The sequence below is a fragment of the Streptomyces sp. NPDC037401 genome (assembly GCF_055602345.1).
In genome coordinates this window covers 66,480-87,392 of sequence record NZ_JBVJWO010000022.1, presented here as the reverse complement: position 1 = coordinate 87,392, position 20,913 = coordinate 66,480, and the positions used below count along the sequence as shown (strand labels likewise).

At 73.5% G+C, this 20,913-nt stretch carries 16 protein-coding genes and 1 other RNA gene; 12 read left to right on the top strand and 5 right to left on the bottom strand.

What is annotated here, in order from left to right:
- Positions 1 to 4: 4 nt before the first annotated feature.
- Positions 5 to 1,363 (bottom strand): ABC transporter substrate-binding protein, encoded by a 1,359-nt coding sequence (locus ACZ7H1_RS23625; RefSeq protein WP_470789346.1) that lies wholly within the window; start codon positions 1,361 to 1,363, stop codon positions 5 to 7.
- 150 nt (positions 1,364 to 1,513) lie between these two features.
- Positions 1,514 to 4,513, bottom strand: a complete 3,000-nt coding sequence (locus ACZ7H1_RS23620) for an FtsK/SpoIIIE domain-containing protein (RefSeq protein WP_470789345.1) — start codon at positions 4,511 to 4,513, stop codon at positions 1,514 to 1,516.
- Between the two features lie 372 nt (positions 4,514 to 4,885).
- Here ACZ7H1_RS23620 and ACZ7H1_RS23615 point away from each other — a divergent pair, with 372 nt between their 5' ends.
- Together ACZ7H1_RS23615 and ACZ7H1_RS23610 are read left to right on the top strand one after the other, a co-directional pair.
- Positions 4,886 to 6,670, top strand: coding sequence for a serine/threonine-protein kinase (locus ACZ7H1_RS23615; RefSeq protein WP_470789344.1), 1,785 nt, complete (start codon positions 4,886 to 4,888; stop codon positions 6,668 to 6,670).
- A 159-nt stretch (positions 6,671 to 6,829) separates the two neighbouring features.
- Positions 6,830 to 8,119 carry a serine/threonine-protein kinase gene (locus ACZ7H1_RS23610; RefSeq protein WP_470789342.1) on the top strand — a complete coding sequence of 430 codons (1,290 nt, stop codon included), beginning with the start codon at positions 6,830 to 6,832 and terminating at the stop codon, positions 8,117 to 8,119.
- A 24-nt stretch (positions 8,120 to 8,143) separates the two neighbouring features.
- On the opposite strand, the gene ACZ7H1_RS23605 is transcribed toward ACZ7H1_RS23610, so the two are convergent.
- A complete protein-coding gene (locus ACZ7H1_RS23605; protein WP_470789341.1) occupies positions 8,144 to 9,190 on the bottom strand; it encodes an isopenicillin N synthase family dioxygenase in 1,047 nt (348 codons plus the stop codon).
- Between the two features lie 314 nt (positions 9,191 to 9,504).
- Between ACZ7H1_RS23605 and prfB the strand changes: the two genes are divergently transcribed.
- A complete protein-coding gene (prfB, locus tag ACZ7H1_RS23600; RefSeq protein ID WP_470789339.1) occupies positions 9,505 to 10,614 on the top strand; it encodes a peptide chain release factor 2 in 1,110 nt (369 codons plus the stop codon).
- 118 nt (positions 10,615 to 10,732) lie between these two features.
- Here the strand turns inward: prfB and ACZ7H1_RS23595 are convergent, their stop codons facing one another.
- Positions 10,733 to 10,915: a hypothetical protein gene (locus ACZ7H1_RS23595; protein WP_470789338.1), complete on the bottom strand. Its 183-nt coding sequence runs from the start codon at positions 10,913 to 10,915 to the stop codon at positions 10,733 to 10,735.
- Between the two features lie 212 nt (positions 10,916 to 11,127).
- Between ACZ7H1_RS23595 and ftsE the strand changes: the two genes are divergently transcribed.
- The 5 genes from ftsE to ssrA all read left to right on the top strand — a co-directional run bounded on the left by ftsE (position 11,128) and on the right by ssrA (position 14,992).
- A complete protein-coding gene (gene ftsE, locus ACZ7H1_RS23590) occupies positions 11,128 to 11,817 on the top strand; it encodes a cell division ATP-binding protein FtsE (protein ID WP_328970205.1) in 690 nt (229 codons plus the stop codon).
- 18 nt (positions 11,818 to 11,835) lie between these two features.
- The gene (gene ftsX, locus ACZ7H1_RS23585; RefSeq protein ID WP_470789335.1) at positions 11,836 to 12,759 is read left to right on the top strand and encodes a permease-like cell division protein FtsX; all 924 of its coding nucleotides are present in this window, start codon (positions 11,836 to 11,838) and stop codon (positions 12,757 to 12,759) included.
- A gap of 67 nt (positions 12,760 to 12,826) precedes the next feature.
- Positions 12,827 to 14,020 carry a S41 family peptidase gene (locus tag ACZ7H1_RS23580; RefSeq protein WP_470789334.1) on the top strand — a complete coding sequence of 398 codons (1,194 nt, stop codon included), beginning with the start codon at positions 12,827 to 12,829 and terminating at the stop codon, positions 14,018 to 14,020.
- A gap of 18 nt (positions 14,021 to 14,038) precedes the next feature.
- Positions 14,039 to 14,518 (top strand): SsrA-binding protein SmpB, encoded by a 480-nt coding sequence (gene smpB, locus ACZ7H1_RS23575; RefSeq protein WP_470789333.1) that lies wholly within the window; start codon positions 14,039 to 14,041, stop codon positions 14,516 to 14,518.
- 81 nt (positions 14,519 to 14,599) lie between these two features.
- Positions 14,600 to 14,992, top strand: a transfer-messenger RNA (tmRNA) gene (gene ssrA, locus ACZ7H1_RS23570).
- 49 nt (positions 14,993 to 15,041) lie between these two features.
- Here ssrA and ACZ7H1_RS23565 read toward each other — a convergent pair.
- On the bottom strand, positions 15,042 to 16,313 hold the full coding sequence (locus tag ACZ7H1_RS23565) for an MFS transporter (RefSeq protein WP_470789385.1): 1,272 nt from the start codon (positions 16,311 to 16,313) through the stop codon (positions 15,042 to 15,044).
- A gap of 94 nt (positions 16,314 to 16,407) precedes the next feature.
- On the opposite strand from ACZ7H1_RS23565, the gene ACZ7H1_RS23560 reads away from it, so the two are divergent.
- The 4 genes from ACZ7H1_RS23560 to ACZ7H1_RS23545 all read left to right on the top strand — a co-directional run bounded on the left by ACZ7H1_RS23560 (position 16,408) and on the right by ACZ7H1_RS23545 (position 20,893).
- Positions 16,408 to 17,397 carry a LysR family transcriptional regulator gene (locus ACZ7H1_RS23560; protein WP_470789332.1) on the top strand — a complete coding sequence of 330 codons (990 nt, stop codon included), beginning with the start codon at positions 16,408 to 16,410 and terminating at the stop codon, positions 17,395 to 17,397.
- 125 nt (positions 17,398 to 17,522) lie between these two features.
- Positions 17,523 to 18,875: an MFS transporter gene (locus ACZ7H1_RS23555; RefSeq protein WP_470789383.1), complete on the top strand. Its 1,353-nt coding sequence runs from the start codon at positions 17,523 to 17,525 to the stop codon at positions 18,873 to 18,875.
- Positions 18,876 to 18,996: 121 nt separating this feature from the next.
- Positions 18,997 to 20,142 carry a uroporphyrinogen-III synthase gene (locus tag ACZ7H1_RS23550; protein ID WP_470789331.1) on the top strand — a complete coding sequence of 382 codons (1,146 nt, stop codon included), beginning with the start codon at positions 18,997 to 18,999 and terminating at the stop codon, positions 20,140 to 20,142.
- Between the two features lie 175 nt (positions 20,143 to 20,317).
- Positions 20,318 to 20,893, top strand: a complete 576-nt coding sequence (locus ACZ7H1_RS23545) for a CGNR zinc finger domain-containing protein (protein WP_470789330.1) — start codon at positions 20,318 to 20,320, stop codon at positions 20,891 to 20,893.
- Positions 20,894 to 20,913: the final 20 nt, after the last annotated feature.

Genomic DNA, 20,913 nt, shown 5'->3' with positions numbered 1-20,913 from the left:
GGGCTCAGCGCCCGTACGCCTTGGCCGCGTCGGCCTCCAGCCTCCGCTGGGTCCCCGCGATGTCCTTCGGGTTCTTCAGGAAGTCCTGGAGGGCCTTCCACTCGCCCGCGCCCGGGGTGCCGCCGAACGCCGCCGGCGCCTGGTCCGACATGTCGAAGCGGAAGTCGTCACCCGCGGCGATCAGCGCCTCGGCGATCTTCCGCTGGATGTCGTTCGGATAGGCCGCGGGGTCGACGCCCTTGTTCGGCGACAGGAACCCGCCCTGCTTGGCCCAGATCGTGGCCGCGTCCGGGGAGGCCAGGAAGGTCAGCAGGGCCTGGGCGCCCTTCGAGGGCTTCAGCGCCACGGCCACGTCCCCGCCCGAGACCACCGGGGACTTCGCCCCGACCGCCGGGAACGGGAACACCTTGGCGTCCGTGCCGATCTTCGCGTCGGTCTGCGCGATGTTCACGGAGACGAAGTCGCCCTCGAAGACCATCGCGGCCGCCGGGGTGTCCCCGCCGGTGAAGGTCTGCGTCACGGACTTCGGGAACTCCGTCGCCAGCGCCCCGCTCTGCCCGCCCGCCAGGAAGTCCTTGCGGCCGAACAGCTCCGCGAGGGTCTTCAGGGCCGCCGTCACGCTCGGGTCGGTCCACTTGATCTCGTGCTTCGCCAGCCGGTCGTACTTCTCCGGACCCGCCTGCGAGAGGTACACGTTCTCGAACCAGTCGGTCAGCGTCCAGCCGTCCGCGCCGCCCACCGACACGGGCGCGGTGCCGGAGGCCGAGATGGTGTCCGCCGTCGCCAGGAAGTCCTTCCAGGTGGCGGGCACCTTGGCACCGGCGTTCTCGAAGGCCTTGGCGTTGTACCAGACCAGGGACTTGTTGGCGGCCTTGAAGTACACGCCGTACGGGGTGCCGCCGACCGCGCCCAGGTCGCGCCAGCCCTGCGAGTAGCCCTTCTCCAGCTGGGCCTTCGCCTCCGGGCCGAGCGGCTGGGCCCACTTCTTCTCCACCGCCTGGACCAGGGCGCCGACCTGCGGCAGCAGCGCCACGTCCGGCGGCTCGCCACCGGCGATCTTCGTTCCGAGGAAATTGACGATCGGGTCCTGCGCCGGGACGAACGTGACCGAGGCGCCCGTGCGCTTCTCGAATTCCTTGAGGACCTTGGTGAAGTTCGCCTGCTCCGGGCCGGTCCAGACGGCGGCCACCGAGACCTTCTCCCCGGTCAGCCGGGGTAACGCCACGCCCGGAGCGGCCGCGGTCCCGGTCGGCCCGTCCGTCTTGTCCGTGCCCTTGCTGCCGCCGTCACCGCCGCACGCGGTGAGCGCGAGCACGCCGGCCATGCCCAGCGCCGCCCAGGTCCCTGCCGTGCTGCTACGCATACTGCCCTCGTATCTCTGTGGCCGAGTTCGGTCCCTCAGGCATACGCCGAGCTCCCGGGCCCCGCAATACCGCATGCAGGGAGGGCAGTTGCCCCCGGCCGGGGCCGGGGCACGTCCGGGCACAGGTCAGGCCCTGGTCCGGGGCACGTGTCAGGGGGCGGGCGGGAACAGCACGGGTATGGCCGAAACCAGATGCGAAGCCCGGTCCAGCGCACTCGCGAGCAGCGCCAGGTCCGTCGGGCCGTTGCCCAGCTCGCGCACCGGCCGACGGGCCGGCGGATCACCCATCCGCTCCCACTCCACGGTCACGACCGTGGGCCGCAGCGTGGCCGTCCGCGGGATCCGGCCGGTCACCCGGCCGCCCTGGAACGGGCTGGTGCGGCCGTCCGGGCGGTGCAGCACCCCGCGCCCCGGGCCCGGCTGGTCGGCGGACGCCGCGCCGCCCGCGCGCGGACCGGCCGCCGGGGCCAGCTCCACGCGCAGCGCCGCGAGCCGGCCCAGCTCGGTGCCGGCCGTGCGCTCCGGGCGGGAGGTCGTGGCCACCAGGTGCACGCCGAGGCGGGCGCCGTCGCGGGCCACCGCCTCCAGGGCGCGCACCACCGACCCGGCGGCCGGGCGGCCCGTACTGCCCAGCGCAGGGGCGACCAGCGCGTCGAAATCGTCGACCAGCACCACCAGCCGGGGCAGCGGGGTGGGGACGGCCAGCTCGGCCTTCGCGGTCCCCGACCGCAGCCGCAGGGTGCCCGTCCGCGGCGAGTCGAGATCGCCGCGCAGCTCCGCGGTGCTCGGCTGGCGCGGTGAGACCATCCGCCCCGCCACCTCGCGCTGTGCGTGCCAGTCGGCGAACGACAGCCCGTCCAGGAGCTCCGTCCGGCGCTTGAGCTCTGCGCCGAGGGCCTGCGCGAACTCGCGCATCCGCAGCGGGTCCGAGGCCACCAGATGGGCCGACGCGTGGGGGAGTTCCGTGCACGGCAGCAGGCCCTCGCCGCGCTCGCCGCCCGCGCCGTCGAGCAGGACCAGGCCCAGCCGGTCCGGCCGGGCCGCCGAGGCGAGGGAGGCCGCCACCGAGCGGAGCAGTTCCGTACGCCCGCTGCCCGCGGGGCCCTCGATCAGGAGGTGCGGCCCCTCGGCGACCAGCTCGGCGCCGACCGGGCCGTCGCGGCCGCTGCCGAGCACCACCTCGGCCAGGCCACCCACGGCCTGCCCCTGGTCGGTGGCGGCCGCCCAGCGCGCCATCAGCGACGCGGGGGTGGCCCGCGCCAGCCCCAGCTCGTCCAGGAGCCGGGCCGCGGCGGGCAGCGCGGCTGACGCCGACCGCTGCGGGCCCGCCACCGAACCCTCGGCACGCAGGGGCGCCAGGGCGCGGGCGAACCGCTCGGCCCAGGCGGCCGACACCGCGTCCGCCGTGATCGTCTCGCCGTGCCCGGACGGGCGCCCGCCGGAGACCGGCAGCACCCGCAGGGCCGTGGCCACATCGCCGCTGAGCAGGGCGGCCGTACCGCAGTCGCGGAAGGCGGGGGAGGCGGCGCAGGCCGATTCGTACGTCTCGACGACCGGAGACGCCGGGGAGGCCGCGGGGGTCTCCGCGAGGCAGAGCAGGTGGATCCCGGCGGCGGGGCCGTGCCCGGCCAGCCGCCCGACCGTGTCGCGCAGCGGACCCGGACCGGGGTCGCCGTCGAGCACGACGAGCGTGTACGGGCCGCGGTAATCCGCGCCCGCCCGGGCCACCGCGGACCGGTCGGCGGAGGCCCAGCCCGGCCCCAGCGCGCTGTCGTCGAGCCGCCGCGTCAGCTCCGCGGTGCGGGCTGCCGCCTGGTCCTTGTCGTACGCGAGCAGCCGCCGGCAGTCCTGGCCGTGCCCGGGGCGGGTGTGCGGGAGCCAGCCGAGCCAGCCCCAGTCCGCGCGCCGCTCGGGCAGCGGCCGGGCCCGGTCGGCGCTGATCAGGACGATCTCCAGGTCCTGCGGTCCGTGCAGCGCGGCCAGCTGCGCGATCACCGCCCGCGCCAGGCCGGCCAGCCGCGGGCGCGGCCCGGCCAGACCGAGGGCGCCGCAGTCGCGCAGCGGGACGGTGCTGCCGTGGCCCAGGCGCACGAGGAGCGTCTCGGGGTGCCCGGGGCCGCGCTCCCACAGGAGCGGGGTGGGCCCGAGGGCGGCGAGCAGGAGGGCGGCGGGGTCGGGGCGGCCGTCCGGCACGGCGGCGGGGTGCTGCGGCGGTTGTTCGGCGGGCGTCTCGCCGTCCGCGTCGGCGGCCGGCTCCTCGCGGCCGAACCGGCGCCGCGCCCAGGCCCCGATCCCGCGCCTGCGCTGCGCCTCGTCCGCGCCAGGGCCGTCCCCTGCGCCGTTCCGTCCGGGAGCGGGGCCCGGCCCCGGGTCGCGGGGCTCGAACGCCGGCGGGGCCGGGATGACGGCAGCCGACGCGTGCGGGTCCGCCGGGGGAGCCGCCGCCCGGTCCGGGGCGGCGGCGGCCGGCCCGGGCAGCGGCGGCCCGGGGACGGGTCCGTCGGGGGACGGGGCCGGGAGGCGGAGGTGGCCCTCCAGGTCAGGGGTAACCGTGACGGCGACGGCCGGTGCGGCCGGGACGAGCCGCAGGGCGGACTCGCCCACCCCCAGCACCGCCCCCGGCGGGAACGGCACGGCCCGCGGCCCCACGGGCCGGCCGTCCAGCACGGTGCCGTTCGTCGAGTGCAGGTCGGCCACGGACACCCGGCCGTCCTCGCCCACCGTGACCACGCAGTGGAGCCGCGACACGTCCGGGTCGTCCAGGGGCACGTCCGCGTCCGCCGACCGCCCGATCCGGATCTGGCCGCCGTGCAGCAGGTGCACCCCGCCCGCGTCCGGGCCCGCGACCACGTGCAGCTGGGCCGCCGAGCCCGTCGACGGGGACTCCTCGGCGACCGGCTGGTGGAGGGCCAGTACGGCGCCGTCGATCAGCGGCGGCTCGCCGAGCGTGTGGCGTTGCAGGTCGAGCCGCTCCCGGCCGGCGTAGAGCACGACCGTGCCGCCCGTGTCGGGACCGCCGACGGTGGACGCCAGACCGGAGGCCACCGCGGCGAGCGGGGTGCCGGCCGGAGCGGTGACGAGCACGTCGCAGCGCGCGCTCGGGCTCTGGTGGCCGCTGCGCGGCCCGAGGACGGTCAGCCGGATCTGCATCGCCGTCAGCGGTCCCTTCTGCGCGGCGCGCCCGGCAGGGGAACGGCGGCAGGACTCCGCCCGGCCCACCCCCCACCCGGCACGGACGCGTCGTCCGGTCAGGTCTGCCGGACCGGGGGCTCCCGACCCCTCGGTTCCGTGCTGGGTGCATCCTCGCACCTGCGGCCGACAACACGCCCGGCACCCACCCCGAATTGATCTTGATCGATCGTTCGGAGGTGCACATCCGGACATAAAGCGACCCGCCGGACCCGCGCGACCTTCACCCTCCGTACATATGTGCGGCAACCAACCGTCCCGGTCCCGCGTCTTCCGGAGGACCACCCCCTACAGTGGTTCGGACACGAATGTTGAGACCAGGGAGCGCATGACGTGCGGCCAGTCGGCAGCAAGTACCTCCTCGAGGAGCCGCTCGGCCGCGGCGCCACGGGCACCGTCTGGCGTGCGCGCCAGCGCGAGACGGCCGGCGCCGAGGCAGCCGTCCCCGGGCAGCCCGGCGAGACCCTCGCCATCAAGGTGCTGAAGGAAGAGCTCGCGCAGGACCCGGACATCGTGATGCGCTTCCTCCGGGAGCGCTCCGTCCTGCTGCGCCTGACGCACCCGAACATCGTGCGCACCCGGGACCTGGTCGTCGAAGGCGACTGCCTCGCCCTGGTCATGGACCTGGTCGACGGCCCGGACCTGCACAGGTACGTCCGGGAGAACGGCCCCTTCACGCCGGTCGCCGCGAGCCTGCTGACCGCCCAGATCGCCGATGCGCTCGCCGCCAGCCACGCCGACGGCGTGGTCCACCGCGACCTCAAGCCCGCGAACGTCCTGCTCGACGAGAGCGACGGCCGGATGAAGCCGATGCTCACGGACTTCGGCATCGCGCGCCTCGCCGACTCGCCGGGCCTGACCCGCACCCACGAGTTCGTCGGCACCCCCGCCTACGTGGCGCCCGAATCCGCCGAGGGCCGCCCGCAGACCTCCGCCGTCGACATCTACGGCGCCGGCATCCTGCTGTACGAGCTGGTCACCGGCCGCCCGCCGTTCGCCGGCGGCACCGCCCTGGAGGTGCTGCACCGCCACCTGAGCGAGGAGCCGCAGCGCCCCTCGACCATGCCCGAGCCGCTGTGGACGGTCATCGAGCGCTGCCTGCGCAAGGAGCCGAACGAACGCCCCAGCGCCGTGAGCCTGGCCCGCGGGCTGCGGGTGGTCGCCGCCGGGATCGGCGTGCACTCCTCGTCCGCCGAAGTCGAGGCCGCCCTCGGGGTGGGCGCGCTGCTCGCCCCCGACCCCTCGCCCGCTCCGGTCCCCGAGACCCCCGGCGCCGCCGACCCGACCCAGGTGATGGCCGCCGGCGCGGGCGCGGGCTCGCCCATGGGCGCGTACGACCCGAACGCCATGACCAGCGTGATGCCGCCGGTCGGCGCCGCCGACGCCACCTCCGTGCTGCCCAGCACCGGGGCGCCCGCCGCCGACCCGACCGCCGTCATGCCGCCCGTTCAGCAGCCGGACGCCCCGCACCCGTGGCAGTCCCAGCTCCAGGCCGCGCGCGACCGCAACGAGCAGACGCAGATCCAGTACCTTGACCCGAGCGAGGACCCGCTGCGCCGCCGTCCGCAGCGCCAGCCGCAGCAGCCCCCGCAGCCGCAGCAGCCGCCCCGGAACCAGCAGCGGCCCCAGCAGCAGTACGGGCAGCAGCCGCAGCAGCAGCCGCGGCCCCCGCAGCGGCAGGCCCCGCCCCCGCAGCAGCCGTACCGCCAGGCCCCGCCGGCGCCGCAGCAGAGCGGGTACCCGTACCCGCCCCCGCAGCAGCAGTACCAGCAGCCGCCCCAGCACCAGCCGCAGTACCAGCAGCCACAGCCGCCGCCGTACCAGCACCAGCCGCAGTACCAGCAGCCACAGCCCCCGCCCCAGCAGCCGCAGCCGCCGGCGCCGCGCCCGCCGCGGGAACCGCGCGAGCCGCGCCGCAGCGCCAACCCGATGCGGATCCCCGGGCTCGGCTGCCTCAAGGGCTGCCTGTTCCTGGTCCTGCTGTTCTTCGTCGGCGGCTGGCTGATCTGGGAGCTGACCCCGCTCCAGGACTGGATCGGCACCACCAAGGGATGGTGGGCGCAGGTCGGAACGTGGGTCTCCGAGATCAGCGATGCGATCGGGTCGATCAAGTTCTAGCGGCCCCTGTAGCGCCGACTTCATGGATTTGTCGACTTCTGGAGGGTGATTTCGCCCGCAGAAGTGAAGGTCGCCGCGAACTGGCCCCCCGAATGGCGTGCAACCCACTCCCGGCCGCGTAGCTTTGGGTGCGGTACGCCAGCGGTTGAGGGAGCAGTCGTGGCACGGAAGATCGGCAGCCGGTACACCGCTCACCAGATCCTGGGGCGCGGCAGTGCCGGCACGGTGTGGCTGGGCGACGGACCGGACGGACCCGTCGCCATCAAGCTGCTCCGGGAGGACCTCGCGTCCGACCAGGAGCTGGTGGGACGTTTCGTCCAGGAGCGCAGTGCGCTGCTCGGCCTCGAGCACCCGCGGGTGGTCGCGGTCCGCGACCTCGTCGTGGACGGCAACGACCTCGCCCTCGTCATGGACCTCGTACGGGGGACGGACCTGCGGACCCGTCTCGAGCGCGAGCGCCGTCTCGCGCCCGAGGCCGCCGTCGCGATCGTCGCCGACGTGGCGGACGCGCTGGCCGTCGCGCACGCGGCCGGGGTGGTGCACCGCGACGTCAAGCCCGAGAACGTCCTGCTCGACATGCAGGGCCCGATCGGCCCGGGCGGCTCCCACCCGGCGCTGCTCACCGACTTCGGCGTCGCCAAGCTGATCGACTCGCCGCGCCGGGCCGGCCCGCCGGCCGCCGGGACCCGGACCCGGATCATCGGCACGCCGGACTACCTCGCCCCCGAGATCGTCGAGGGCCTGCCGCCCCGCGCGGCCGTGGACATCTACGCCCTCGCCACCGTGCTGTACGAGCTCCTGGCCGGCTTCACGCCCTTCGGCGGGGGCCACCCGGGCGCGGTGCTGCGCCGCCACGTCACCGAGACCGTGGTCCCGCTCCCCGGGATCCCGGACGAGCTGTGGCAGCTGATCGTGCAGTGCCTCGCCAAGGCGCCCGCCTCGCGGCTGCGCGCCTCGGAGCTCTCCGCCCGGCTGCGCGACCTGCTGCCGCTGCTGGCCGGGATGCCGCCGCTGGACGTGGACGAGCCGGAGGATTTCGAGGGTGCGGCTGCGGCGGCCGAGGCCGCGGAGCAGGCGGCCGAGCCGGCTGCGGAGGGCGGCGACGCGGCGGCGCCGGACGAGCCTGCCCGGCGCCGGGGCGCAGTGCCGCTGGTGCACGGCGGCGCGGTGGACTCCAACCGCGACACGCACACCTCGATGCGCGTGCCGGGCCCGGACGAACTGGCCGGCGGCGCGCTGGGCACCGCCCGGGTGCCCCGGGCCACCGGCGCCCCGCGGCCCGGCTCGGCCCGGCACCGCGCGGACGCCGTCCGCAAGCGGCGCCTGGTCCTCACCTCGGCGGCGGTCGCCCTCGCGGGCATCGTCGGCCTCGGCGTCTGGCTCACCGCCTCGTCCGACGACACCCCTCCGCCGCAGGACAGCAAGCAGTCCGTGCCCCGTACGCCGTAGGGGGCACGGGCCCGGTCCCGCCCGCTACGCGCCGATCAGCTCCGGGTGGTGGCGTCGGGCCACCCCGGGGTGGGCGCGGACCCAGCCCTTGAGTTCGTTGCGGCCGTACTCTGCGTGGAGCGGGTTCGACGCGTCGTGGGCGACGCCCGGAGCGTGGGCCAGGTAGTCGCCGGGGACGGTGTCGATCACGGCGTCCAGGCGCGGGTTGTAGAAGAACGGCACGGAGAATCGTTCCGTCGCACCGGGCGGGCTCACCACCCGGTGGTCCGTGGCGACCAGGTACCCCTCGGTCGCGATCTCCAGCAGCTCGCCCAGGTTCACGACGAAGGCGCCCTCCAGCGGCGGCACGTCCAGGAAGCCGCCGTCGCGCACCACCTGCAGACCGCCCACCGAGTCCTGGAGCAGCAGCGTCAGGAACCCGTAGTCCTTGTGCGCGCCCACGCCCTGATCGGCGCCGGTCGGCGCGGACCCGGGGTAGCGGATCAGCTTCGTGTGCAGGTGCGGCCGGTCCGCGAACGCCTCGTCGAAGAAGTCCTCGGGCGCCCCGATCGACGCCAGCAGCTCCCGCAGCAGCCGGTGCGCCACGGCCGCCAGCCGCTGCTGCCAGTCCAGGACGACCGTACGCAGCTCCGGGAGCGCCGCCGGCCACTGGTTCGGGCCCTCCAGCCACAGGTAGGGCGGGTCGTCCGGCCCGACGACGGGCGCGGGCCGCTCGGCCCCCACGTCCAGCTGGTCCCGCCAGTCCGAGGCGCCGCCGGTCAGCTCGTGGCCGATGCGGGTGTAGCCGCGGAAGTGCGGGGAGTTCAGATTGCTGACGGCCAGCCGGTCGGCCTCGGGCAGGGCGAAGAACTGCCTGGTCAGCTCGAGTATCCGGGTGGTCTCCTCGGGCGTGATCCCGTGCCCGGTCAGGTGGAGGAACCCGGTGTCCCGGGCGGCCGCGTGGAGCTCCTTGCGGAAGGCCTCGCGCTGGGCCGGGTCGTCCGCCCGGGACAGGTCCAGCACGGGAAGGGACACGGCGGCGGATGGGGCGGGTGCGGTGCGCGGAGAGGAGGAAGGGTGCGCGGACGGCATGACGGCTCCGTTTCGGATGTCACGGGGTCCTGGTCCCCAGAGGTGTCGGGGCAGCGGGAGGAGAGCAGCCGTCGGGCAGGGTGGTGCCGAGAGCTGCGGGTACCGCGGACAGGACCGGTGGAAGCAGGCGGTTGAGCGCTTGGTTCTAGTCCGTCGGCAGACAGCTCATGGTGGTGACGCGCATGAAATCCACATGGCGGCGCCTCACGAGAGCAATGGTCATAGCCCGAGGGTACGCCTGCCGTCCGCATGCCCGTACGGGGCGATCCGGCCTGGAAGAACGGGGCAGCCGGGTGACCAGCTACGCTGGGGGCGTGGCAGTCGTCGATGTTTCCGAAGAGCTGAAGTCCCTCTCCTCGACCATGGGGTCGATCGAGGCCGTCCTGGACCTCGACAAGTTGAGGGCAGACATTGCCGTGCTCGAGGAGCAGGCCGCGGCCCCGTCCCTCTGGGACGACCCGGATGCGGCCCAGAAGATCACGAGCAAGCTGTCGCACCTCCAGGCCGAGGTGCGCAAGGCGGAGACCCTCCGTGGCCGCATCGACGACCTCGGTGTGCTCTTCGAGCTCGCCGAGGAGATGGACGACCCGGACACCCTGGCCGAGGCCGAGGCCGAGCTGACCGCCGTGCGCAAGGCGCTCGACGAGATGGAGGTCCGCACCCTCCTGTCCGGCGAGTACGCCGAGCGCGAGGCGCTGGTCAACATCCGCGCCGAGGCCGGCGGCGTCGACGCCTCCGACTTCGCCGAGCGCCTCCAGCGCATGTACCTCCGCTGGGCCGAGCGCCACGGCTACTCCACCGAGGTCTACGAAACCTCGTACGCCGAAGAGGCCGGCATCAAGTCGACCACCTTCGTCGTGAAGGCCCCGTACGCCTACGGCACGCTCTCCGTCGAGCAGGGCACCCACCGCCTCGTGCGCATCTCGCCCTTCGACAACCAGGGCCGCCGCCAGACCTCCTTCGCGGGCGTCGAGGTGCTCCCGGTCGTCGAGTCCAGCGACCACGTGGAGATCGACGAGTCCGAGCTGCGGATCGACGTGTACCGCGCCTCCGGCCCCGGCGGCCAGGGCGTCAACACCACCGACTCGGCCGTCCGCATCACGCACCTGCCGACCGGCATCGTGGTGTCCTGCCAGAACGAGCGCTCGCAGATCCAGAACAAGGCCAGCGCGATGAACGTCCTCCAGGCCAAGCTGCTCGAGCGGCGCCGCCAGGAGGAGCAGGCCAGGATGGACGCGCTCAAGGACAGCGGCAGCTCCTGGGGCAACCAGATGCGCTCCTACGTCCTGCACCCGTACCAGATGGTCAAGGACCTGCGGACGGAGTTCGAGGTCGGCAACCCGCAAGCGGTCCTGGACGGCGAGATCGACGGCTTCCTGGAGGCCGGGATCCGCTGGCGCAAGCAGCAGGAGACCGCGAGCTGACTGCCACGGAGCAGCCGTCGTACGTAGACATGTGACAAGGGCCCGGAGCGATGCTCCGGGCCCTTTCCGTACTGCTTGCTCACTGCGGCATACGATCGGTTGCGTACCGGGCTGCGGGCTACCGGGCGACGAGGGCCAGGGCGGCCACCAGGACCACCAGGAGCGCAACGAGCGCCATCGGGTTCAGGCCGGCGAAGGGGCTCTCCTGCTGGAGGCGCTCCCGGTTCGCCCGGCACACCGGACAACGGCCCTGAGCGACGGGTGCGGCGCAGTTCGCGCACACGAGCCGGTCATATGTCATGCGCTCTCCTCCTCTCGTCCCCTAGGTAAACGGCGGGGGGAACCAGACCGTTCCCCCTACCACTGTGCCAGCTTCGGGAACATTCGGCGCGGCCCGGCGGATGATCCGTACGAGAACGCGGACATACCGGTCAAGTATGGACGCCGACTGCCCTCCTCGCGCGAGGTCGCGTATGGTCACGCACACCTACTCCCGGCGACCGTGGTGCACCCGTGATCCGATTCGACAACGTGTCCAAGTCCTATCCGAAGCAGAACCGCCCCGCTCTCAGAGACGTATCCCTGGAGATCACCAAGGGCGAGTTCGTGTTCCTGGTCGGCTCCTCCGGCTCCGGCAAGTCCACCTTCCTGCGCCTGCTCCTCCGCGAGGAGCGGGCGAGCCACGGTCAGGTGCACGTGCTGGGCAAGGACCTCGCCCGGCTGTCCAACTGGAAGGTCCCGCAGATGCGGCGCCAGCTGGGCACCGTCTTCCAGGACTTCCGGCTCCTGCCCAACAAGACGGTCGCGCAGAACGTCGCCTTCGCCCAGGAGGTGATCGGCAGACCGCGCGGCGAGATCCGCAAGGCCGTCCCGCAGGTCCTCGACCTGGTCGGCCTCGGCGGCAAGGAAGAGCGCATGCCGGGCGAGCTCTCCGGTGGTGAGCAGCAGCGCGTGGCGATCGCGCGCGCCTTCGTGAACCGGCCCGCCCTGCTGATCGCGGACGAGCCCACGGGCAACCTCGACCCGCAGACCTCCGTCGGCATCATGAAGCTGCTGGACCGGATCAACCGGACCGGCACCACCGTCATCATGGCGACGCACGACCAGCAGATCGTCGACCAGATGCGCAAGCGCGTCATCGAACTCGAACAGGGCCGTCTCGTGCGCGACCAGTCGCGTGGCGTCTACGGCTACCAGCACTGAAAGGCCTGAAGAGACGCCATGCGCGCCCAGTTCGTCCTGTCGGAGATCGGCGTCGGCCTCCGTCGCAATCTCACGATGACCTTCGCGGTGGTCATCTCCGTCGCCCTGTCGCTGGCCCTGTTCGGTGGCTCCCTGCTCATGCGTGACCAGGTCAGCCAGATGAAGGGCTACTGGTACGACAAGGTCAACGTCTCGATCTACCTGTGCAACAAGAACGAGGCCGAGACCGGCGGCGGGGCCAGCTGCGCCAAGGGCGCCGTGACCGCCGAGCAGAAGACGCAGATCGAGTCCGAGCTCAAGAAGATGGACCTGGTCGAGAAGGTCACGTACGAATCGGCCGACGAGGCGTACAAGCACTACAAGGAGCAGTTCGGCGACACCCCGCTGGCGGCCTCCATCACTCCCGACCAGATGCAGGAGTCCTTCCGGGTCAAGCTGAAGGACCCGGAGAAGTACAAGGTCATCACCACCGCCTTCGCCGGGCGGGACGGGGTGCAGTCCGTGCAGGACCAGCGCAGCGTGCTGGACAACCTCTTCGGGCTGCTCGACGTGCTCAACAAGGCCGCGCTCGGTGTGATGATGATCATGCTGGTCGTCGCCCTGCTGCTGATCGTCAACACCGTGCGGGTCTCGGCCTTCAGCCGTCGGCGTGAGACCGGCATCATGCGGCTGGTGGGTGCGTCCAGCTTCTACATCCAGATGCCGTTCATCATGGAGGCGGCGTTCGCCGGCCTCATCGGCGCGGTCGTCGCCTGCGGGATGCTCGTCACGGGCCAGTACTTCGTGATCGACCACGGCGTCGCGCTCAAGGACAAGCTCGAACTGATCAACTTCATCGGGTGGGATTCCGTGGTCACCAAGCTGCCGCTGGTGCTCGCGATCGGCCTGCTGATGCCCGCGCTGGCGGCGTTCGTCGCGTTGCGCAAGTACCTGAAGGTGTGACAAGCGCCCCGGCAGCGGTACGGGCAACCACCCGTACCGTCCGGGGCGTTGTCCTAGACTCGGCGCCATGCCGGGTACCCCCGCCTTCTGTCTCCGGCCCCGCGACCTGCGTCGCGGGGCCGTTCTGACGTTGGTCTTCCTCGGAGTGCTGGGAACGGCCTCGGCCACCGGGTGCTGGGAGCGCGACGCTCCGGACCCGGCGGCCGCGCGGCGGCCGGCGCTCGCCCGTACGCCCGCGGCCACGGGCGGGACCGCCGACCGGGCGGCCGTGGCCCGCGCCGCCGCCGAGGCCATGGCCGACGGCAAATCCGGGAAGCAGGCGGCCGAGGAGGTCGTCAGCCGCAGCGGGGACCGCTGGGGCGTCGTGTACGCCCCGGCCGAGTACGCCGAGTTCGAGCGGGCGCTCGACGGCAGCTACACCGGCGTCGGCATCCGGGTCGCCCCGCGGCCCGGCGGCCGGATCGCCGTGGCCCAGGTCCGTCCCGAGGGCCCCGCCGACCGGGCGGGCATCAGGCCGGGCGACGCCCTGCGGACCGTGGACGGCCACCGGGTGCACGGACTGGAGCCCGCCGCGGTGGTGTCCTTACTCCGCGGTGAGCCGCAGCGCGCCGCCGTCGGCACCCCGGTGGTGCTGGTGCTGGAGCGCGCGGGCGAGACCCGCACCGAGACCGTGCGGCGCGAGCGGCTGGCCACCGAGGCCGTGACCGTACGGCAGCTGCCCGGCGGGGTGACCCTGATCAAGGTCACCTCCTTCACCAAGGGCTCGGGGGAGCGGGTACGGGAAGCAGTCCGCGCGGCCCCCGCGGGCGGCGGGGTCATGCTCGATCTGCGCGGGAACCCGGGCGGCCTGGTCACCGAGGCCGTCACGGCCGCCTCCGCCTTCCTGGACGGCGGGCTGGTGGCGACGTACGACGTGCGCGGCGCGCAGCGCGCCCTGTACGCGCAGCGCGGCGGGGACACCGGAAGACCGCTGGTCGCGCTGGTCGACGGCGGCACGATGAGCGCGGCCGAGCTGGTCACCGGGGCCCTCCAGGACCGCGGGCGGGCCGTCACGGTGGGGACCCGCACCTTCGGCAAGGCCTCGGTGCAGATGCCGACGGAGCTCCCGGACGGCTCGGTGGCCGAGCTGACGGTCGGTCACTACCGCACGCCGGGGGGCCGCAGCCTGGACGGCCGGGGCATCGCCCCCGACCTGGCCGTGGCCGAGCGGGCCGAGGAGCGGGCCCGCACGGTATTGAGTGGCCTCGGGGCGGGGTCCTAGTGCGAAAATGACCGCACTATGGCTAAGGAAAAAGGGCGCAAGCTGATCGCGCAGAACAAGAAGGCGCGGCACGACTACACGATCCTCGACACGTACGAGTGCGGGCTCGTGCTGACCGGCACCGAGGTCAAGTCGCTGCGGCAGGGCCGGGCCTCCCTGGTGGACGGCTTCGTGCAGATCGACGGCCACGAGGCGTGGCTGCACCACGTGCACGTGCCGGAGTACTCGCAGGGCACCTGGACCAACCACAGCGCCCGGCGCAAGCGCAAGCTGCTGATGCACCGGGCCGAGATCGACAAGCTGGAGTCGAAGGCGCAGGAGTCGGGTCACACGATCGTGCCCCTCGCGCTGTACTTCAAGGACGGCCGGGCCAAGTGCGAGATCGCGCTGGCGAAGGGCAAGAAGGAGTACGACAAGCGGCAGACCCTGCGGGAGAAGCAGGACACCCGCGAGACGAACCGGGCGATCGCGGCGGCGCGCCGCAAGCAGCGCGCTTAAACCGCTTGGCAACGCACCGGTCGCTTCGCGTACCATGTGTGCAGCACCACCTCCGGGTGGCGCACTTTGAAAAATCAACATGGGGATGATCGGTTTCGACAGCGGCTGTCGAAACAGGAGAAGCGAGCCGAGGAAGCGGCAATGATCTCGTTAACCACGTGTCGCAACCAATAATCGCCAACACCAAGAGCGATAACTCCCGCTTCGCCCTCGCTGCCTAATTTTAGGTAACGAACAGAAGCCTCTGTGAGGAGCGTCAGCCCGGGGGTGGTCCCGACCCGGATCCTGGCGTCATTTAGGGATCTAAACCTCTAGCCCCGGTCACGGGGGTTGGAGGGAAATCAAACAGTGACTGAGCCCGTCGGAGACTTGTCCGCGTGATCTCCGGGGCTGAGAAACTCATAGCGGACTGCGCTCGGAGAAGTCCTCTTTCTGCACCGTTGGACGCGGGTTCGATTCCCGCCATCTCCACAAACCCCATGTGGGCAAGGGCCCCGCTGTCATCGCGACAGCGGGGCCTTCGTCATGCCGCCGCGTCCCCGCCGGGCCTGCCGTCGGTCGGCGTGCGGCGGGCTGCGGCTACGAGCAGGGCCAGCAGGGCGGCGGCTGCCGGGAGGGCGTAGGCCGCGGTCGGGCCGGCGTGTTCCACGGCCGCGCCGCCGCTCGCCGCGCCCGCCGCGATGCCCGCCAGCAGGGCCGTCACCGCCAGGGTCATGCCCTCGTTGAGGCGGTCCGCCGGAGTCATCCGCTGGAGCAGCGTCATCCCCGTGACCATCGTCGGGGCCGTCGCCATGCCCGCCGCGAGCAGGGCGCACGCCACCAGCGGGAGCGAGCCCGAGGCGGCCGCGGCGTACGGAAGGCACATCAGGGCGGCCATCGCGGCGACGCACGCGAGCAGCCGCCGCCGCGGCGTCGCGGCCGGGGGCAGGGTGCCGTACACCAGGCCCGCCAGGCAGGAGCCCAGTGCCTGCAGGGCCAGGACCGGGCCCGAGCCGCCGGCCAGGCCGCGCTCGTCGAGGTAGGCGATCGAGACCACCTCCATCGAGCCGAAGATCGCTCCCATGGACAGGAAGAGCACGAGCATTCCGGCCATCCCCGGCGCGCGCAGCGGCGAAGCGCCGCGCGCACCGCCCGCGGCGACGGGCGGCTCGGTGTCCCGCTGCGCGGTGAACAGCAGCATGCCCGTGAGCAGCAGGACGGCCCCGGTCAGGGTGCCCGCCTCCGGGAAGAGGGCGGTGCACAGGACGGCCGCCACCACCGGGCCGAGCATGAAGCACAGCTCGTCCGCGGCCTGCTCGAAGGAGTTCGCGGTGTGCCGCGCCGCCGGGTCGTCCCGCAGCAGGTGCGCCCAGCGGGCCCGCGACATGCCGCCGATGTTGGGCGTGGTCGCCGTTGCCGCGTACGCCGCGAAGAGGGTCCAGTCCGGGGCCCCGGTACGGACGCACAGCACCAGCGCGAGCGAGCCGAGCACGGCGAGCACGGTGGCCGGGACGGCGATCTGCGCCTGGCCGTACCGGTCGATCAGCCGGGCCGTCCAGGGCGCGACCACCGCGGTGGCGGCCAGTCCCGTCGCGGTGACCGCCCCGGCGAGCGCGTACGAGCCGCGCTGTCCGGCGATCATCATCACGGCGCTCACGCCGAACATGCCCATCGGGATCCGTGCGATCAGGTTGCCCGCGGTGAACGCGCGGGCGCCGGGGACCCGGAACAGGCGCCGGTACGGGCCCGGCGGGCGGGCCTGAGCGGCGGCCGCGGCGGGGGTGGCGAGGACCAGGGTGGAGCCCGAGACAGTCATGATCGGCATGGCAGTCAGCCTCTCCCGGGCCGTCGTGCGCGGTCCAACACCTGATCACGCACCATTCACGCGCCGCCGTTGTTAATGTCTGCGGGTGGCTGTCAACATCACCCCGGGCGACGTCGATCCCCGGCTCCTGCGCGGCTTCGTCGCCGTCGCCGAGGAACTGCACTTCACCCGGGCCGCCGCCCGCCTCTACCTCGCCCAGCAGGCCCTCAGCCGCGATATCCGCCGCCTCGAACAGGCCCTGGACACGGAGCTGTTCGTCCGTACGACCCGGCAGGTCACCCTCACCCCGGACGGCGAGCGGCTGGTCCCGTACGCCCGCCGCGTGCTGGAGGCGCACGAGGAACTGGCCGCGGCCTTCAGCGGGGCGGCCGGCCGGGCGCTGCTGGTGGACCTCAACACGGACGGGCCGAGCACCGGGCGGACCGTGCTGGAGCGGGCCCGCGCACTGGCACCCGGCTGCGAGCTGATGGCCCGCTTCGAGAGCGGTCTGACCCACACCGCCGCCGAGATCGCCGCCGGGCGCCTCGACATCGGCTTCGGCCGGTTCGGCGGACTCGATCCGGTGCTGCGGGCCCGCCTCGCCCACCAGCCCGTACGGTACGAGCCCCTCGCGGTGCTGCTGCCCGCGGACCACCCGCTCGCCGGGCGGGAGGCCGTACCGCTGGACGCGCTCGCGGGCGAGTCCGTGTACGCGGGCGCCGGGAACCCGCGGACCCTGGAGTGGACGGACCTGGCGCGGCGGCTGTTCGAGGGGCGGGGGATCGCCCTCGCGCCGCCCGCTCCCGTCGCCGTGGGCAAGGAGGAGTTCGGCCGGGTCATGGCCAAGACCCGCACCCCGGTCCTGGTGACCGTGGACTTCCCGGACATGCCGCTGTCGGTGAAGCGCCCGCTCGTCGACCCGGTACCGCTCTCCCCGCTGTGCATGGTGTGGCGCAAAGGCTTCGCCCACCCCGGGCTGGACGCCCTGCGCCGCGCCGCGGCCGCCCTCGGCGACGCGCACGGCTGGCTCGAGCGGCCGCAGGGCAGCTGGGTGCCGATGGCGGACGTCGAACTGATGCGGGGCTCACAGCGCTGAACCGACCCGGGTGAGAGCAACGTTCCGCGGCGGTCACCGCGCGGGCACGCAGGCCGAAACGCGCCCTCCCTAGCGTCGGTCCCCACGGACACGACAGCTGTGGAGGCGTGATGACCGCACCGCGCATGGGAGGCCGCTGGATCGAGCGGTGGGATCCCGAGGACGAGACCTTCTGGAAGGAGGGCGGCGAGCGCATCGCCCGCAGGAACCTGGTCTACTCCGTGCTCTCCGAGCACATCGGGTTCTCCATCTGGACGCTGTGGTCCGTGATGGTCCTCTTCATGGGGCCGCAGTACGGCATCGACCCGGCCGGGAAGTTCTTCCTCATCGGCACCGCCACCTTCGTCGGCGCACTGGTCCGGGTCCCGTACACCTTCGCCGTCGCGAGGTTCGGCGGCCGGAACTGGACCGTCTTCAGCGCGCTGCTGCTGCTCGCGCCGACGGTGGCCGCGATCGCCGTGATGGAGCCCGGCACCTCGTACACCACCTTCCTGCTGGTGGCGGCGCTCACCGGGGTCGGCGGCGGGAACTTCGCCTCCTCCATGACCAACATCAACGCCTTCTTCCCGCTGCGGCAGAAGGGCTGGGCGCTCGGCCTGAACGCCGGCGGCGGGAACATCGGCGTCCCCGTCGTCCAGCTGGCCGGCCTGCTGGTCATCGGCACCGCCGGCGCCGGACACCCTCGGATCCTGCTCGCCGCGTACATCCCGCTGATCGTGCTCGCGGCCGTCCTGGCCGCGGCGAGGATGGACAACCTCGCCCCCGTGCGCAACGACACGGGCGCCGTGAAGGAGGCCCTGCGCGACGGCCACACCTGGATCATGGCGTTCCTCTACATCGGCACCTTCGGCTCCTTCATCGGCTACAGCTTCGCCTTCGGGCTGGTGCTCCAGACGCAGTTCGGGCGGACCCCGCTCCAGGCCGCGTCGCTCACCTTCATCGGCCCGCTGCTCGGCTCGCTGATCCGGCCGGTGGGCGGCAGGCTGGCCGACCGGTACGGCGGGGCGCGGATCACCCTGTGGACCTTCGTGGCCATGGCCGCCGCCACCGGAGTGGTCGTGGCGGCATCCGTCGAGGAGTCCCTCGCCGTCTTCCTCGTCGGTTTCATCGCCCTGTTCATCCTGAGCGGCCTCGGCAACGGCTCCACGTACAAGATGATCCCGGGCATCTTCCAGGCCAAGGCCGCGGCCCGCGGGATGAGCGGCGAGGCGGCCGCCGCCTACGGCCGCCGGCTCTCGGGCGCCTCGATGGGCCTGATCGGCGCGGTCGGCGCACTCGGCGGACTCGGCATCAACCTCGTCTTCCGCGAGGCCTTCCTCAGCACCGGTTCGGGAACGGGCGCCTTCGTCACCTTCCTCGCCTTCTACGCCGTGTGCTGCGCGGTGACGTGGGCGGTATACCTTCGGCGGCCGGTTGCCGCCCCCGGAACCGCCCCGGACAGCTCAGCGAAGCCGCAGCTCAGCTACGCCGAGGTGTAACGGGCAGCGGACCTGTTACGGCCGCGAAATATGGCCGAACCGAGCCCGTCACGCCCCGTTGGCAGGCTCGGTACGGCGTATTCGCATCCCGCGGGCACCCCCATGCGCAAGGCAGGTCACCATGGACGAGAACCCTTCCCCGGACACGGGCCCGCTCGCGGGCTTCACGGTCGGTGTCACCGCCGCCCGGCGGGCGGACGAGCTCGGCGCGCTGCTCAAGCGCCGCGGCGCGGCCGTCCTGCACGCCCCCGCACTGCGCATCGTGCCCCTCGCCGACGACGGCGAACTGCTCGCCGCGACCAAGGAACTGATCGGCTGCGCCCCCGACGCGGTCGTCGCCACCACCGCCATCGGCTTCCGCGGCTGGATCGAGGCGGCCGACGGCTGGGGCATCGGGGAAGACCTGCTTGCCCGGCTGCACGGCGCCGAACTGCTCGCGCGCGGACCGAAGGTCAAGGGCGCCATCCGGGCGGCGGGACTCGTCGAGTCCTGGTCACCGGACTCGGAATCCCTCGCGGAGGTCCTCGACCGGCTCCTCACGTCCGGCGTGGCCGGGCGCCGGATCGCCCTCCAGCTGCACGGGGAGCCGCTGCCCGGCTTCGTCGAGGCGCTGCGGGCGGGCGGCGCCGACGTGGTCGTCGTCCCCGTCTACCGCTGGATGCCGCCCCAGGACCCGGCGCCGCTCGACCGGCTGCTGGACACGGTCGTGGCGCGCGGCGTGGACGCCGTCAGCTTCACCTCCGCCCCGGCGGCCGCCTCGCTGCTCTCCCGGGCCGAGGAACGCGGCCTGCTGCCCCGGCTGCTGGACGCACTGCACGGGGACGTACTGGCCGCCTGCGTCGGCCCGGTGACCGCCCTGCCGCTCCAGGCGCACGGGGTGGAGACCGTACAGCCGGAACGCTTCCGGCTCGGGCCGCTGGTCTCGCTGCTCTGCGGCGAACTGCCGGGCCGTACGCGGGTGCTGCCGGTCGCCGGGCACCGGCTGGAGATCCGCGGGCACGCCGTCCTGGTCGACACCGCCCTGCGGCCCGTCCCGCCCGCGGGCATGGCCCTGCTGCGCACCCTCGCCCGGCGGCCCGGCTGGGTCGTCTCCCGCGCCGAACTCCTGCGGGCGCTGCCGGGCGCGGGCCGGGACGAACACGCCGTGGAGACGGCGATGGCCCGCCTGCGGGTGGCCCTCGGCGCGCCGAAGCTGATCCAGACCGTGGTCAAACGGGGCTACCGGCTCTCGGTGGACCCGCTCGCGGACGCCAAGTACGGGGAGTAGGGGAACAGGCGCCGCCGGTCTCGGCGCGCCGCGCGGAAGACGTCGTGCCCCTGAAGGCCGGTGAGCAGCCCGGCAGCAGCGCGGAAGTTGCCGTCGGCGGGGTTTCCCGGGCGACGTGGTGGGGGCACTCTGGAGAAGCGTTACGGCACTCTCCACTTCCGAGGCGGTGACGGGCATGGGCGGCTCGTACGGGCTGTGGTTCGACTCCGGGCGGGTCTGCCTGGACCTCCTGGCCACCGGCGGCGGCGACGAGCGGCTGCGCGGTACGGGCGACCTGAGGTGCTGGCTGCTGGGCGCCGGACTCGTGCCCGCCGGCACCCCGCTGAACCCCGTCGACGACGGCTGGCTGCCCCGCTTCCGGGACCTGCGCGCGGACCTCGCCGCCCTGGTGCGGGCCGAGCTCGGCGGCGGGACCGCCGACGCGCCCCTGGCCCGGGTCAACGCGCTGGCCGCCGGCGCACCCCCGGGCCTGTGTGCCGTACGCGGCGAGGACGGCGGGCTCGTCCGGGCCCTGCGCGGCGGGGCCGACTGCGGCGCACTGCTCGCCGCCGTCGCCCGCGACGCCGTCGAACTGCTCACCGACCCCGGCGACCGCGACCGGCTGCGGGCCTGCGCGGGCGACGGCTGCGCCCGGGTCTACCTCGACACCTCCCGCGGCCGCCGCCGCCGCTGGTGCTCCAGCGAGCTCTGCGGCAACCGCGAACGGGTCGCGCGCCACCGGCGGCGCGCCGTCGCGTCCCGCACCGCATAGCCCTCCTGGAACACGGGTGC

Bases quoted from the DNA above. Each gene is read 5' to 3' on its own strand.
- ACZ7H1_RS23625 (WP_470789346.1), bottom strand. From the start codon at position 1,363: ATGCGTAGCAGCACGGCAGGGACCTGGGCGGCGCTGGGCATGGCCGGC.
- ACZ7H1_RS23620 (WP_470789345.1), bottom strand. From the start codon at position 4,513: ATGCAGATCCGGCTGACCGTCCTCGGGCCGCGCAGCGGCCACCAGAGC.
- ACZ7H1_RS23605 (WP_470789341.1), bottom strand. From the start codon at position 9,190: ATGCCGTCCGCGCACCCTTCCTCCTCTCCGCGCACCGCACCCGCCCCA.
- ACZ7H1_RS23595 (WP_470789338.1), bottom strand. From the start codon at position 10,915: ATGACATATGACCGGCTCGTGTGCGCGAACTGCGCCGCACCCGTCGCT.
- ftsX (WP_470789335.1), top strand. From the start codon at position 11,836: ATGCGCGCCCAGTTCGTCCTGTCGGAGATCGGCGTCGGCCTCCGTCGC.
- ACZ7H1_RS23580 (WP_470789334.1), top strand. From the start codon at position 12,827: ATGCCGGGTACCCCCGCCTTCTGTCTCCGGCCCCGCGACCTGCGTCGC.
- smpB (WP_470789333.1), top strand. From the start codon at position 14,039: ATGGCTAAGGAAAAAGGGCGCAAGCTGATCGCGCAGAACAAGAAGGCG.
- ACZ7H1_RS23565 (WP_470789385.1), bottom strand. From the start codon at position 16,313: ATGACTGTCTCGGGCTCCACCCTGGTCCTCGCCACCCCCGCCGCGGCC.
- ACZ7H1_RS23555 (WP_470789383.1), top strand. From the start codon at position 17,523: ATGGGAGGCCGCTGGATCGAGCGGTGGGATCCCGAGGACGAGACCTTC.
- ACZ7H1_RS23550 (WP_470789331.1), top strand. From the start codon at position 18,997: ATGGACGAGAACCCTTCCCCGGACACGGGCCCGCTCGCGGGCTTCACG.
- ACZ7H1_RS23545 (WP_470789330.1), top strand. From the start codon at position 20,318: ATGGGCGGCTCGTACGGGCTGTGGTTCGACTCCGGGCGGGTCTGCCTG.